Source organism: Jatrophihabitans sp. (assembly GCF_036000465.1).
In the GTDB taxonomy this organism is placed as follows: Bacteria; Actinomycetota; Actinomycetes; order Mycobacteriales; family Jatrophihabitantaceae; genus Jatrophihabitans.
Window position 1 is genome coordinate 30,971 of sequence record NZ_DASYFV010000035.1, and the last position, 13,541, is coordinate 44,511.

Consider the following 13,541-nt stretch of genomic DNA (forward strand, 5'->3'; position numbering starts at 1 on the left):
GAAGCGCGGGTAGGCCGATGACCCCGGCACTGCGGCAGGTGGTGCTGCTCGCGGCCGAGCTCGAACCGGCGCTCGCCACGGTGAGGGGCGCGCTCGGGTTGAACCCCGGCGTCCGTGACGCCGAAGGCATGGCGAAGCTGGGCTTCGAGCACGAGGTGCTCGCCATCGACGACACGTTCATCGAGATCGTCACGCCGCTGTCGCCCGACTCGTCGCCCGGCCGGCTGCTGGGCCGGCGCGGCGAGGCCGGCTACATGGTGGTGCTGCAGGTTCCGTCGCTCGACGACGTCGTGAAGCGCGCCGCCACCGCCGGCCTCGCGCCGATCATGCACACCGTCTACGAGGGCCACCCGATCAGCCAGTGGCACCCGCGCGACCTCGGCACGCTGGCCGAGATCGACGAGATCGCCCAGGACGCGCCCTGGCACCTCTGCCCGGCGCTGTCGGACACCGGCAGCACCGCGGTCGCTCGCGACATCACCGGCGTCGTGCTCGAGGTGCCGTACCCGGTGGCCATGGCCCGGCGCTGGGCCGACGTCCTCGACCTCTCGCTCGACGACGGCGCCACCACGCTGCGCCTGGGCGAGCGCACGATCGAGTTCGTCGCCGGTGACCGTGGACTGACCCGGGTGCGTCTGGACGCCGACGGCCGGACCGGCTTCGTGGCCTGCGGGGTCACCTTCGAACCGACGAGCGGGAGCAACGCCTGATGCCCAGCGAGCACATCCACTACGACGTCACGGACGGCATCGCGACGATCACCATCGACCGTCCCGAGAAGCGCAACGCCCTGAACTACGCCATGTACAACACGCTCATCGAGCGGGTCGACGAGGCCGAGCACGACCCGGCGGTGCGGGTCATCCTGCTGACCGCCGTGCCGGGCCAGTTCTGCGCCGGCACCGACCTGTCCGAGCTGCGCGACGTCGACCCGAACGATCCGTCCTCCGACCGCGAGGAGTTCCGCGAGGGCAAGCAGTGGTACCTGCACGACTGCAGCAAGCCGGTCATCGCCGCCATCGACGGTCCGGCGGCCGGCCTCGGCGTCGAGCTCGCCACGCTGAGCGACATCCGCATCGCGTCGACCCGGGCCAAGTTCTCCTGGATCTTCGTGCGCCGCGGGCTGGTGCCCGACACCGGCGCCGGCACCTGGCTGCTGCCGCGCATCGTGGGGCTGCAGAACGCCCTCTACCTCGTGATGACGGCCGACTACGTCGACGCCGCGAAGGCGCGCGAGCTCGGCTTCCTGTTCGACGTCGTGGAGCCCGAGCAACTCGCCGGTCGCGCCCGCGAGATCGCCGCGATGATCGCGCTGGGCTCGCCGTTCGCGGTCGAGCGGGTGAAGCGTCTGCTGCGCCACGGTCAGTCGCAGACGCGCAACGAGCACCTCGACGAGCACCTCGACGTCCTCACCCAGTGCCAGCTCTCCGAGGACCATCACGAGGGCGTGGCGGCCTTTCTCGAGAAGCGTCCGGCCGTCTTCGTCGGCAAGTAGGCTCGGCCCGGCCACGGGGCGAACGGATCGGAGGTGGTGGCGTGGCGGAGCGGAGCAAGGCCGAGCCGAATCGCGTCACCGCGCTGTCCGCGGGCGGCCCCAACGCCATCGCCGTCACCAACGGCATCGTCGGTGACGAGTGGTCGCTGTGGATCGTGCAGATGGCGCTCAACAACGGCATCACCCAGTACAACGAGTGGCTGCGGGCCGGGCCGATCTCGAGTTCGGTGCTCACCGCGCGGCTGGCCAGCCTGGTCGAGGCCGACGTCATGGAACGGGTGCCCTACAACTCGCGTCCGCAGCGCTACGACTACCGGCTCACCCAGCGCGGCCGGCAGATGTGGCCGATCCTGCTGACGATGTGGGCGTGGGAGCAGCGCTGGGTGAACGAGTCCGACGAGCACCTGCCGTCGATGCGGCACGTGCGGTGCGGCCACCTCTTCGCCCCGCAGCTCATCTGCGAGGCGTGCGACCGGCCGACCGCCGCCCGCGACGTCGACGGCAGGTTCGGCCCCAGCGGTTCGTGGGAACGCAGCATCCCCTCGGCGGTCACCCGCCGCCGCGCCCACTCCGGCGCGCGCCCGCTCGAGCTGGTCACGCAGTCGATGATGCTGATCGGCAACCGCTGGTCGGCCGCGCTGCTCGGCGCGGCCTTCCTGGGCGCCACCCGCTTCGGCGAGTTCGAGCAGCGCATGGGGGCGCCGCCGACGATCGTCGCCGACCGCCTGCGCACGTTCCGCGACCTCGGCTTCCTCGAGCAGCTGCCGAACCCGCAGCGTCCCGACTGGGTGGTCTACCACCTCACCGCGAAGGGCCGCGATTTCTTCCCCGTCGTCGCCTCGACGATCGACTGGGGCCAGCGCTGGTTCGTCGCCCCCGAGGGCGCCGCCCTCAAGCTGGCCCACCGCGAGTGCGGCCGGGCCTTCCGACCCCGCCTCGTCTGCGACCAGTGCGGGGAGCGGCTGCGCGGGTCCAGCGTGCAGGTCGTGCGCGGCGCCGCCGAGCAGACCGGCGCCTGACCCCCGAGGCCGTGCCCATGGGCGGGTGCCGCTGGTGACCATCTGCTCTGGCCCCGCGCACCCCTGTGGGCGAATCTCGAGGTGAGGCATTGCGGGGACCGCTGCCTGATCCCGCGCGATGCGGAGCCACCGGATCAGGGAGTCATCATGCGAAGAATCGGCATCATCGTCGCGACCCTGGGCGTCCTACTGCTCGCCTTCGCGGCCGTTTTGCGTTTCGCGATCGTCCCGGCCCAGAAACAACTGCCGTCGGACACGAACAAGGTGCGGCACTACGCCGGCACGGCCACGACGCTGCTCAACGCGCAGGCCGTGACGAGCGGCAATCTGGGCACGCTGTTCCTGCACAACGTGCCGCTGACGATCGACCGCGCCGTCAAGGTGACGGACACCAGCGGGCAGAAGGCCGTCGTCACCGAGCTCCGGACCGTCAAGAGTGCTGACGGCACGCAACTCAGCCGGACGACGTACACTTACGCCGTCGACCGCAAGTCGCTCGAGCCGGTGGCGGCGTTCGGCGCGAAGACGGTGACCACCGTGCCCGGCCGTGCGCTCACCATCAGCTGGCCGTTCGGCACCACCAAGCAGGACTACACCGCCTACGTCGTCGACACCCAGGGCGGTGTGGCGGCGAAGTACTCGGGCCAGGCGAAGGTCGACGGGTTGAACACCTACGTCTTCAAGGTCGACCTGCCCGCCACCAGGATCACCGACGCGCAGACGCTGACGGGCTACCCGCAGGCGCTGCCGAGGAGCCTGCTCTCGGTGCTGCCGAAGGCGCTCGGCCTGCCGGCCGCGCAGGCGACGGCGCTGGGCCGGCTGCTGCAGGCGATGCCCGACCCGGTGCCGATCACCTACCTGTACTCGGGCCAGACCACGCTGTGGGTCGCTCCTGACACCGGGACGATCGTCAAGACCACGAAGGCGGAGACGCGCCAGGCCGTGCTCACCGTTCCGGGGCAGAGCGCACCGGTTCCGCTCACGACCGTCGCCCAGCTCACCTACACGCAGACACCCGCCTCCGTCAGTCAGGCGGTCAACGACGCGAAGGACGCCACCAGCGCCATCACCCTCTACGGCACGACGCTGCCGCTGATCGGGCTGATCGTCGGTGTCGGACTCACCGGTGCCGGGTTGTACCTGATCCTGCGTCGCCGCCCGCCGGCCGCGATGGTTCACCCGAGGCACGAGCAGATCACGCCGGAGCTGTCCCGCTGAATCCGCACCGGAACACGATCTTCATGCCGGCCCGGCATCACGACCGCGTGTCGGCATGAAGATCGTTTGCGTGTGACGGTTCGACACCCCGCCGCCGGGCCGGCCGGGACGGTCGGTCAGAAGCGGTAGGGCGCGAACTGCGGCGCGACGAGCACGCCGGGCGGTGCCGCGACGACGACCGGGATCGCCTGCCGCACGATGCCGGCGGTGATGTACTGGCCGGCCGTGGTGCGGACGTCGGTGTCGACGGCATCGCGCATGTCGATGTCCATCGTGACCTCGGGGCGGCCCGTCATGTGGATGCGCCAGTGCGGACGGCCGGCGTAGCGCTCGAGCGAGCCGTCCATCGTCCAGATGATCGCGAGACTGAGCCGGCGCGCACCGGCGGCCGACAGGTGCCAGCGCCATTCGGTGGCCACGACCGTACCTTTGCGTATGGTGCCGGCCCGCACCTCGAGGTCGTCGGCAGCGAGCTCGACGTGATGGTCGTCGGTGATCTCGTAATCGGTGAGGCCGAGGTTGTCGGCCATGTAGGCCAGGGTCTCGGAGTACAGCGCGCGATACAGCGCCGGGAGGGGTCCGTTGGTCAGGTCGGTCGCGGCCGGGTCGCTGCCCATGCCCATGACGGTGAAGACGAAGTCGGGGCTCGGCATGGTGCTGGCGTCGAGCACTTCGTCGATGGTGATCGCCTCGAGGTCGACGCTCGTGCTCGCGAGGGTCATCGCGATGCGCTCGCCGATGACGCCCGGGCTGACGCCGAGCCCGCACAGCGTCGTGCCGCCGTCCGCGGCCGCCGCCTCGAACCGCGCCAGCCGATCGGGGCCGTGCGCGGCCGGGTAGTGGTTGCCGGCAGTGGTGATGACGTTCTTCCCCGAGCGCAGCAGTGCGCAGATGTCGGCGTCGTGCTTCTCGTAGGGCAGCTGCAGCCGCGGCGTGTGCAGCACGATGTCGGCGTCGAGGGCGAGCACGGCGTCGACGTCGCGCGTCGCGACGACGCCGGTGGCCGGCCGACGCGCGATCTCGCCGGCGTCGCGGCCGACCTTGCCGTCGCCGTAGACCAGCAGCCCGACGAGTTCGAGCGACGGCGAGTCGAGCACCGCGCGCAGGCAGGTCTTGCCGATGGCACCGGTCGCCCATTGGACGACGCGGTACGTCATCGTCCGGTGCTCTGGATGCCGCTGCGCATGACCTTCGCCATGCCGCGCTCGTAGCGCGCCGGGTCCAGCGCGTAACGCGAGCGCGCCTCGTAGGCCATCCGGTCGGTGTCGACGGTCCGCTCGCCCCGCATCATGGCGCGCAGGCCGGTCTTGGCGATGTCGCGGGGATCCTCCTTCGACCCCTCGACATGGTCGGCCATCCGGGTGTCGACCGAGCCGACGATGAGCGCGGTGACCGACGTGCCCTGCTCGTCGAGTTCGGCCCGGGCGATCGTCGACAGGAACAGCGCGGCCGACTTGGCCGGCGAGTAGCCGCCCATGAACGCGGTCGGGATCGCGCCGGCCACCGAGAGCACGTTGACGATCGCGCCGCCGCCGTTGCCCGCCAGGACGGGGGCGAACGCCCGGATCATGTTGAGCGTGCCGAAGTAGTTGACCTCCATCTCCTGCCGCGCGATCTCGGGGTGCTCGGTGAGCACCAGCCGGTCGCGGCCGTGGAAGCCGGCGTTGTTGACGAGCACGGTCACGTCCGGGCACGCCGCCGCGGCGGCCGTCACCGAGTCGACGTCGGTGATGTCGAGCGGGACGGGGACGACGCCGGCGTCGCGCATGAAGCCCGGCACGTCGTCGACGTTGCGCGCGCCGCAGTAGACCCTGCGCGCGCCGCCGGCGAGCAGCTCCTCGACGAACGCCTGCCCGATCCCGCGGTTGCCGCCGGTGACCAGCGCGACGCAGTCGGCGACCTGGGGGCTCCTGTGTGCACTGCTACTCGCCATCGGCGGCGCTCCTCGGTGCGGTCGTGATCCCGTCGTACACGAGATCGGTCGGGTACTTCTCGCCGTGCAGCAGGTCGGCAGGGTCGAGCCGGCCCCACAGCCAGCGGTCCGGGCGTGGGGCGAGATCCTGCGCCCAGTCGAAGCGCAACCGGCGCCGGGCGATGCCCCACCGGCCGTCGACGCGCTCGAGGTCGTCGACGATGCGCGATGCGATCAGGGAGTCCTTCACCTCGCCGTCGGCCGCCCGCGCCCGGGTCATCGCCAGCACGTAGTGCTCCGACTGCGCCCGGTCGCCGTCTACCTCGACCAGGACATTCGACAGCGCGTGCGTGCCGACGGCGCGCGGGTGCGTCAATCCGGCCTCGATGGTGTCGATGTAGCCCTGGGCCGAGCCGCGGTAGAGGCCGCCGTGCTCCTCGGTCGCGCCGGTCAGGTAGCAGGCCCGCAGGGTCGCGATGTCGCCGCGGTCGATCGCGCGCAGGTAGCGCGTGAGCAGTTCGGTGATGGCCTGCTTGTCGAGCAGGACGCGGATCTCGGTGGGCAGCACGGCGGGATTCTCGATGCGCTCGGACACGGGGCGGACACTACAACTAACAGCGTGACTTGACCAGGAACCCGCGCCGTCGACCGCGTCCGCAACGGATCGGCTGCGAAATGGTGCCATCCCGTTGACCTGGCGACACCGTTTGTTGTAGGAACTACACACTGCTAATTGAAGTGACCGGCTCCACATCGGGAGGTTGCGCAGAGTGCTCGAAGTCAACGACCTGGTGCTGAGGTTCGGCGGCGTGACCGCCCTCGACTCCATCACCTTCTCCGTGCGCGACAGCGAGATCTGCGGCCTCATCGGCCCGAACGGCGCGGGCAAGACCTCGCTGTTCAACTGCGTCACCCGCATCTACCGCCCGAGCTCGGGGACGATCCGGTTCGACGGTGACGACCTGCTCGCCCTGCGGCGCCACCAGATCGTGCGCAGGGGCGTGGCGCGCACCTTCCAGAACCTGGCCCTGTTCCCCTCCATGACCGTGCTCGACAACACCGTCCTCGGAGCGCACTCGCGCAGCACACCCCACCTGCTGCCGTCGCTGCTCGGCTGGCCGGGCGGGCACCGGGCGCGCCGTCGGCTCGAGGGCGAGGCGTGGGATCTCCTCACCGAACTCGACCTCGCCGACGTCGCGTTCCGCCCGGCCCACGGCCTGCCGTTCGGCACGCTCAAGCGGGTCGAGCTCGCCCGCGCGCTGATGAGCACGCCGAAGCTGCTGCTCCTCGACGAGCCGGCCGGCGGCCTCACGCACTCCGAGGTCCACGACCTCGGCCAGCTCATCGTGCGGCTCAAGAACACCTTCGCCTTCAGCGCATTGCTCGTCGAACACCACATGGGGCTGGTCATGGGCATCTCCGATCACGTCGTGGCCATGGACTTCGGCCGCACCATCGCCGACGGCGCGCCGAGCGAGGTCGCGCACTCGCCGCAGGTGATCACCTCCTACCTCGGGTCGACGGCGGAGAGCGCGGCATGACGGCCGTGGAACCGCGCGAGGACGACGAGGCCGTGCTCGACGAGTCCGCCCTCGTCGAGGCGCCCGCGCCGGAGGACCTGCCGCACGACGACATCCGCAGTTCGGGATCGGCGCTGCTCGAGGTGCGCGGCCTGCGGGCCGGTTACGGCGGCGCCACCGTGCTGCACGGCATCGACGTCAGCGTCGCGCCCAGCGAGGTGGTCGTGGTGCTCGGCGCCAACGGCGCGGGCAAGACGACGCTGCTCCGGGCGATAGCCGGGCTCATTCCGCACTCGGCCGGCGAGATCCTGGTGACCGGCGACGTCGTCAAGCGGGCCCGGCCCGAGGAGATGCTGCGCCGCGGCATCGGCCTGGTGCCGCAGGGTCGCGGCACGCTCACCGACCTCACCGTTCGCGACAACCTGCGGGTCGGCGCCGTCACCCGCAAGGATCGCAGCGGGGTGAGCGCCGATGTCGACCGCTGGTGCGAGGTCTTCCCGGCGCTGGCCAAGCGACGCGACCAGGTGGCCGGCACGCTCTCCGGCGGCGAGCAGCAGATGCTCGCGATCGCCCGGGCGATGATGGCGCGGCCCCGGCTGCTGCTCTGCGACGAGGTCAGCCTCGGGCTCGCCCCCGTCGTGGTGCAGGGGTTGTTCCGGGTGCTGCGCGAACTCAACGCCGAGAGCGACACCGCGCTGCTTCTGGTCGAGCAGAACGCCGAGCTCGCGCTCGCCATCGCCTCGCGCGTCTACCTCCTCGAGGCCGGGACGGTCGCCGCGAGCGGCGCCACCGAGGCCTTCCGCGGCAACGACGCGATACGTCGCGCCTACCTGGGCTACTGAGGCCGACATGGAGATCTTCCTCGACCGCCTGTTCTCCGGCCTCACCTCGGGCTCGATCTACGTGCTCATCGCGCTCGCGCTCGTGGTGGTGTTCCGCAGCTCCGGCACCATCAACTTCGCGCAGGGCGAATACGCACTGTTCACCTGCTTCGTCGCGTGGTGGCTGACGACCAAGGGCTGCCCGCTCGTGCTCGCGATGCTGGTCTCGATGGTCGTCGGCTTCGCGCTCGGCGTGGTCACCGAACGCACGCTGATCCGTCCGATCCGAAAACGCAACGAGGCGGCGGTATTGATCGTCGCGCTCGGGCTGTTCACCGCGCTCAACGGCGCCGACGGCTGGATCTGGGGTCCCGAGGACAAGGTCTTCCCGCACCTGTTGCCCAACGGCCTGAACGACTACGTGCTGATCGGAGGCGCGCGGCTGCACTACGACTCCATCGGCATCTTCGTCGCGACCGGGCTCGTCATCGCCCTGCTTGCGTTGCTGCTCAACCGCACGCCCCTCGGGCTGAAGATGCGCGCCGTCGCGACCAATCCCGAGTCGGCCGCGCTCTCCGGTGTGAAGGTCGGCAACGTGCTCAGTGTGAGCTGGGGCGTGTCGTCGGCGATCGGCTCCTTCGCCGGTGTGCTGCTCGTGCCGGTGCTGCCGCCGAACCAGCTCAACCTGAGCGGCTTCTTCCCGATCCTGATCTTCTCCTCGGCCGCCGCGCTGCTCGGCGGTCTCGACAGCATCGTCGGCGCCGTCGTCGGCGGACTCGTATTCGGCGTGGCCGAGTCGATGCTCAACGGCTACGCCACCTTCCTCGGCGGCTCGCTCCAGCTGACGGTCGCCTTCGCGATCATCGTGGTCGTCCTCGTCGTCAAACCGACCGGATTGTTCGGCCGCCGAAGGGTGGAGCGGGTATGAGCACGTCACCGACGCTGGTTCGACGCAACTCGCCGCTGCACCTCACGCTGCTGGCGGTCGGCGCGCTGGTCGTCGTCGCCGCGATCTTCTGGGGCTACGGGCTGCAGGACTTCAACCGTGGCCAGGTCACCCGGGTGATGATCTACGCGGTCGCGATCGCCGGCCTGAACATCGCCAGCGGCTACAGCGGGCTCATCTCCGTGGGCCACTCGGCGTTCTTCGGGCTCGGCGCGTACACGACCGGTGTCCTCGTCGTGCGCTACGGCTGGTCGGCCGAATGGACGATCCCGGTCGCGTTCGTCGTCTGCTTCGTCGCCGGGCTGATCGTCGGGCTGCCGGCGCTGCGGATCCGCGGGCTGTACCTCGCGATGGTCACGCTCGCCTTCGGTGTCGCGTTCCCCGAGCTCATCGGCCGCTTCGACAGCTTCACCGGCGGCGCCGAGGGCCTGACCATCCGGAACCGGATGCTGCGCCCGCCCGACTGGACCGGCTTCAAGCTCGGCGAGAAGGACAAGTGGCTGTACTGGGTGGCCGTCGTCGTACTGCTGTTCACGATGCTGGCCGTGCACAACCTGGTGCGCAGCCGTTACGGGCTCGCGCTCGTCGCCGCCCGCGACAACGAGATCGCCGCCGCCGCGTCGGGCGTCAACCTGGCCGTGGCCAAGACGGTCGCGTTCGGGGTCAGCGGCGCGCTTACCGGCATCGGCGGCTCGCTGTTCGCGATGTATCTCGGGACGCTCGTGGCCGGTGACTCGTTCACGCTGCTCAGTGCCATCTCCCTGCTCACCGGCCTCGTCATCGGTGGCCAGGCCACCCGCTTCGGCCCGATCCTCGGCGCCGTCGCCGTCGTCTACATCCCCTACTACACCTCGGACATCGGCCAGGGGCAGGCTGCGGCCGTCCTCTTCGGCGCGGTGCTCATCGCGATCATCTTCGTCGCGCCCGAGGGTCTGACCGGCGGCTTCTTCCGCCTGTTCCACAAGTACGTCGTCCTTGTCCCGTCGGTCGCCGGGCGAACCCCGGCGCTCCGGCAGCTGAAGCCGGATCCGACCCCCGAACCGGCCGCGGTCGAAGAACTCGCCGCGACCCGCAAGTCCAACTGAACGAATCCGTCCGCCATCCACGTCAGTTCCGCAGAAAGGTCTCCATCGGTGAAGACTCACGCTGTATCGCGTCCCCGGATCGCCGGGCTCGCCGCGCTCGTCGCGGCCATCACCACCCTGAGTGCCTGTTCCTCCAGCGGCGGGAGCGGTGGCACGTCGAGCGCCGCGCCGAACACGGCTTCCGGCGGCTCGACCCCGGCCGGTTCGACCAGCGCCGCGGCCGACACCGGCGCCTTCAAGGTGAACCTCGACAACTGCGACGACCCGGCCGCGGCCCAGAAGAAGATCACCGGCAGCTGGAAGATCGGGTACAGCCTGCCGCTGTCCGGCCCGGTCGCCGGCGTCGTCACCTACGCCACCGACGGCTTCAAGGCGCGCGTTGCGGCCGAGAACGCCAAGGGCGGCATCGGCGGCGTGAAGCTCGACGTCGTCTACAAGGACGACGCGTTCACCCCTGACCGCGCGAAGGCGAACGTCACCCAGTTCCTGCAGCAGGACAAGGTCGACTCGCTGGTCACCTTCGGCAGCGGCTCGACCGGCGCCATGGCCGACGCGCAGAACGCGGCCTGCGTGCCGCTGCTGTACCCGAGTTCGTCGGTTGCGCAGTACCGCGACATCAGCCAGTACCCCTGGACGGTGCAGTTCCTGCCCTCGGCCGACAAGGAGGGCGTGTACGACGTCAAGCTGATCCAGTCCAAGTTCCCGAACGGGGCGACGGTCGGCATCGCCGAGAACCAGACCGCGTCGGGCAAGGGCGAGTCGGACGCGTTCCAGAAGGCGGCGAAGGGCACCAACGTCAAGATCGCCGTCATCGCGCCGTCGACCGACCCCAACGCGGCCGCGACCCAGCTCAAGGCCAAGAACCCCGACGTCGTCTACATCGCCGGCATCACCAACGACTGCGGCCCGGACGTCCAGGCGCTCGCCCGCATCGGGTTCAAGCCGAAGCTGGTCATCAACCCGTCGAACTGTGCCGACGAGACCGGGTACATCGCTGCCGGCGCCGCGGCCGACAAGGGCGTCGTGCCGTCCTATCTGAAGAACCCGGGCGATCCGAAGCTCGCGAGCGACCCCGGCGTCACCGAGTACCTCTCGCAGGTCAAGACGGCGGACAAGACGAACACGATCACCGTCGCCGGCTGGACGACGGCCGACCTCACGATCAACACGCTCAAGCAGGCCGCGGCCATGCCCGGCGGCCTGACCCACGAGAACGTCATCAAGGCGGCCCGCAACCAGGACTACGCGAGCCCGATGCTGATCAACGGCATCACCTGGAACAGCACGGCGACCGAGCTGGTGGGCTTCTCCGGCTTCCAGACGACGGTGTGGGATGCCGCGACGAAGACGTTCTCGGCCGACGGCGAGGTCATCAGCCTGAAGTAGGTACCGCGGGCCGACGAGTGAGGAGGGACGGCCGTGCCGAGCCGGAAGATGCATCCGCCCGAGAGGGTGGCCGACTACACCAGCCGCGGCTGGTGGAGCGACGAGACCGTGCAGCAGTTGTTCGCGGATCGGATGGCCGAGCGCGGGGACGCGCTCGCGATCGCCGACCCACCGAACAAGCCGGAGCTGGTCGATCTTCCGGACCGGCGGCTCTCCTGGACCGAACTCGACCGCGAGGTCGACCGACTGGCCGCCGTCCTCCTCGACAACGGGGTCGGGGAGGGCGACGTCCTGGCGGTGCAGCTGCCGAACATCGTGGAACTGGCCGTCGCCTACCTCGCCGCCTGGCGGGTGCGGGCCATCGTCTCCCCGATGCCGGTGCAGTACCGCCAGCACGAGATCGTCGAGCTCGGCAACATCGGCCGGATCAAGGCGTTCCTCACCGCCGACCGCGTGCTCAAGCGGTCGGTCGCCGAGGACGTCGTGGCGTTGGCGCCCCAGGTGCCGTCGCTGCGGACCGTGCTGCACTTCGGCCCGAGCACCGTCGAGGGCGCGGTACGGATACCGGCGGGAGAGGTCGACACGTCGGGGGTCGAGCCGTACGTCGAGGCCCATCCCGTCGACCCGAACGACTGCATCACGATCTGCTGGACGTCGGGCACCGAGAGCCGGCCCAAGGGCGTGCCCCGCGCGCACTACGAGTGGCTCGTCATGAGCTGGGACACCGTCTACTCGCCCGATCTCACCAGCGATTCGCGCCTGCTCAACCCGTTCCCGATGGTCAACATGGCCGGCATCAACGGCATGTTCCTGCCGTGGCTGCGGGTCGGCTGCCTGCTGGTGCAGCACCAGCCGTTCGACCTCGGACACTTCATCGCCCAGATCGAGGGCGAGCGGATCAGCTACACCGTCGCCCCGCCCGCACTGCTGGCCCTGTTGCTGCAGCGCGAGGAGCTGCTGGCCGGGCGCGACATCTCCTCGCTGCGCCAGATCGGCTCCGGGTCGGCCCCGCTGCAGGAGTGGATGGTGCGCGGCTGGCACGAGCGGCACGGCATCTCGATCATCAACTACTTCGGCTCCAACGAGGGCATCGCCCTGATGACCGACGTGAAGCTGATGACCGACCCGGCGCAGCGGGCCGCGTTCTTCCCGCGGTACGGCAGCGGGGTCGAATGGACCTTTCCGGCCGCGGCGCGCACGACGGTCAAGCTGGTTGACGAGCTCGGCACCGAGATCACCGCGCCCGGCGTCGCGGGTGAACTGCGGCTCAAGGGGCCGAGCCTCTTCGCCGGGTACGTGGCCGCCGACGACCCGGCCGAGAGCCCGGCCAGCCCGTTCGACGACGAGGGCTTCCTCAAGACCGGCGACATGTTCGTCATCGACGGCCCGAACGGCGAGTACCTGCGCTACGTCGATCGCGCGAAGGACCTCGTGATCCGCGGCGGCATGAACATCGGCCCGGCCGAGCTCGAGACGCTGATCGCCAGCCACGCGGGCATCGCCGAGGTCGCCGTCGTCGGCTACCCCGACGAGGTGCTGGGCGAGAAGGTGTGTGCGGTCGTCGTGCCCAAGCCCGGCACCACCATCACGCTGAAGGACGTCGTCGATCACCTGACTGCCCAGCAGATCGCGTCCTACAAGCTGCCCGAACGCATCGAGGTGCGGGCCGAGCTGCCGCGCAACCCGGTCGGCAAGATCCTCAAACGCCAACTACGACAGGAGCTGCTCGCATGAGTGACGACGACGCCAAGATCGCGGTGGTCCGCGACATCCTCGATTCCTGGTCGGCCCAGAACTGGGAGCGGGTCGCCTCGCTGTTCGCCGAGGACGGCGTGCTGCACAGCGTCATGAGCGAGCCGGTGGTCGGCCGCGCCGCGTTCGCCGAGCGGCTCGACACCCTGCACCAGGGGCTGGAGCGCATCCAGCTGCACATCAAGGCCATCGGCGTGATCGACGGTCGCGTGTTCGTCGAGCGGGTCGACGACTTCGACGTCAACGGCCACCACGGTGAGGTGCCGGTCGTCGGCATCCTGACCGTCGAGGACGGTCGGGTGACCGAATGGCTCGAGTACTACGACCGCGCGACGCTGCTGCGCGGGATGGGCGTCGAGGAGGACTTCGCCGCCCCCGCCCACTGAT

At 70.0% G+C, this 13,541-nt stretch carries 14 protein-coding genes; 11 read left to right on the forward strand and 3 right to left on the reverse strand.

What is annotated here, in order from left to right:
* The first annotated feature begins 17 nt into the window (after positions 1-17).
* The 4 genes from VGN18_RS11375 to VGN18_RS11390 all read left to right on the forward strand — a co-directional run bounded on the left by VGN18_RS11375 (position 18) and on the right by VGN18_RS11390 (position 3,732).
* A complete protein-coding gene (locus tag VGN18_RS11375) occupies positions 18-710 on the forward strand; it encodes a VOC family protein (protein WP_327539803.1) in 693 nt (230 codons plus the stop codon).
* Positions 710-1,495, forward strand: coding sequence for an enoyl-CoA hydratase/isomerase family protein (locus VGN18_RS11380; protein WP_327539804.1), 786 nt, complete (start codon positions 710-712; stop codon positions 1,493-1,495). The genes VGN18_RS11375 and VGN18_RS11380 overlap by 1 nt, the downstream gene beginning before the upstream one ends.
* A gap of 41 nt (positions 1,496-1,536) precedes the next feature.
* A complete protein-coding gene (locus VGN18_RS11385) occupies positions 1,537-2,514 on the forward strand; it encodes a helix-turn-helix domain-containing protein (protein WP_327539805.1) in 978 nt (325 codons plus the stop codon).
* A gap of 147 nt (positions 2,515-2,661) precedes the next feature.
* Entirely contained in the window at positions 2,662-3,732 is a 1,071-nt protein-coding gene (locus VGN18_RS11390; RefSeq protein ID WP_327539806.1) for a DUF3068 domain-containing protein, read from the forward strand.
* Positions 3,733-3,848: 116 nt separating this feature from the next.
* On the opposite strand, the gene VGN18_RS11395 is transcribed toward VGN18_RS11390, so the two are convergent.
* The 3 genes from VGN18_RS11395 to VGN18_RS11405 are packed head-to-tail and all read right to left on the reverse strand — an operon-like array spanning position 3,849 to position 6,239.
* Positions 3,849-4,889, reverse strand: a complete 1,041-nt coding sequence (locus tag VGN18_RS11395) for a hypothetical protein (RefSeq protein ID WP_327539807.1) — start codon at positions 4,887-4,889, stop codon at positions 3,849-3,851.
* A complete protein-coding gene (locus VGN18_RS11400) occupies positions 4,886-5,665 on the reverse strand; it encodes an SDR family oxidoreductase (protein WP_327539808.1) in 780 nt (259 codons plus the stop codon). Before VGN18_RS11400 ends, VGN18_RS11395 begins: the two co-directional genes overlap by 4 nt.
* On the reverse strand, positions 5,655-6,239 hold the full coding sequence (locus VGN18_RS11405; RefSeq protein WP_327539809.1) for a nuclear transport factor 2 family protein: 585 nt from the start codon (positions 6,237-6,239) through the stop codon (positions 5,655-5,657). The genes VGN18_RS11400 and VGN18_RS11405 overlap by 11 nt, the downstream gene beginning before the upstream one ends.
* Before the next feature lie 175 nt (positions 6,240-6,414).
* On the opposite strand from VGN18_RS11405, the gene VGN18_RS11410 reads away from it, so the two are divergent.
* From VGN18_RS11410 to VGN18_RS11440, 7 genes are read left to right on the forward strand one after another with little or no spacing between them, the layout of a single operon-like run.
* Positions 6,415-7,185 carry an ABC transporter ATP-binding protein gene (locus VGN18_RS11410; protein ID WP_327539810.1) on the forward strand — a complete coding sequence of 257 codons (771 nt, stop codon included), beginning with the start codon at positions 6,415-6,417 and terminating at the stop codon, positions 7,183-7,185.
* Positions 7,182-8,006 (forward strand): ABC transporter ATP-binding protein, encoded by an 825-nt coding sequence (locus tag VGN18_RS11415; protein ID WP_327539811.1) that lies wholly within the window; start codon positions 7,182-7,184, stop codon positions 8,004-8,006. Before VGN18_RS11410 ends, VGN18_RS11415 begins: the two co-directional genes overlap by 4 nt.
* Before the next feature lie 7 nt (positions 8,007-8,013).
* On the forward strand, positions 8,014-8,913 hold the full coding sequence (locus VGN18_RS11420) for a branched-chain amino acid ABC transporter permease (RefSeq protein WP_327539812.1): 900 nt from the start codon (positions 8,014-8,016) through the stop codon (positions 8,911-8,913).
* Positions 8,910-10,016, forward strand: a complete 1,107-nt coding sequence (locus VGN18_RS11425; protein WP_327539813.1) for a branched-chain amino acid ABC transporter permease — start codon at positions 8,910-8,912, stop codon at positions 10,014-10,016. The genes VGN18_RS11420 and VGN18_RS11425 overlap by 4 nt, the downstream gene beginning before the upstream one ends.
* 48 nt (positions 10,017-10,064) lie before the next feature.
* Complete coding sequence (locus tag VGN18_RS11430; protein WP_327539814.1) at positions 10,065-11,402, forward strand: ABC transporter substrate-binding protein; 1,338 nt, start codon at positions 10,065-10,067, stop codon at positions 11,400-11,402.
* Positions 11,403-11,435: 33 nt separating this feature from the next.
* Positions 11,436-13,136: a class I adenylate-forming enzyme family protein gene (locus tag VGN18_RS11435; RefSeq protein ID WP_327539815.1), complete on the forward strand. Its 1,701-nt coding sequence runs from the start codon at positions 11,436-11,438 to the stop codon at positions 13,134-13,136.
* The gene (locus VGN18_RS11440) at positions 13,133-13,540 is read left to right on the forward strand and encodes an SgcJ/EcaC family oxidoreductase (protein WP_327539816.1); all 408 of its coding nucleotides are present in this window, start codon (positions 13,133-13,135) and stop codon (positions 13,538-13,540) included. Before VGN18_RS11435 ends, VGN18_RS11440 begins: the two co-directional genes overlap by 4 nt.
* Position 13,541: the final 1 nt, after the last annotated feature.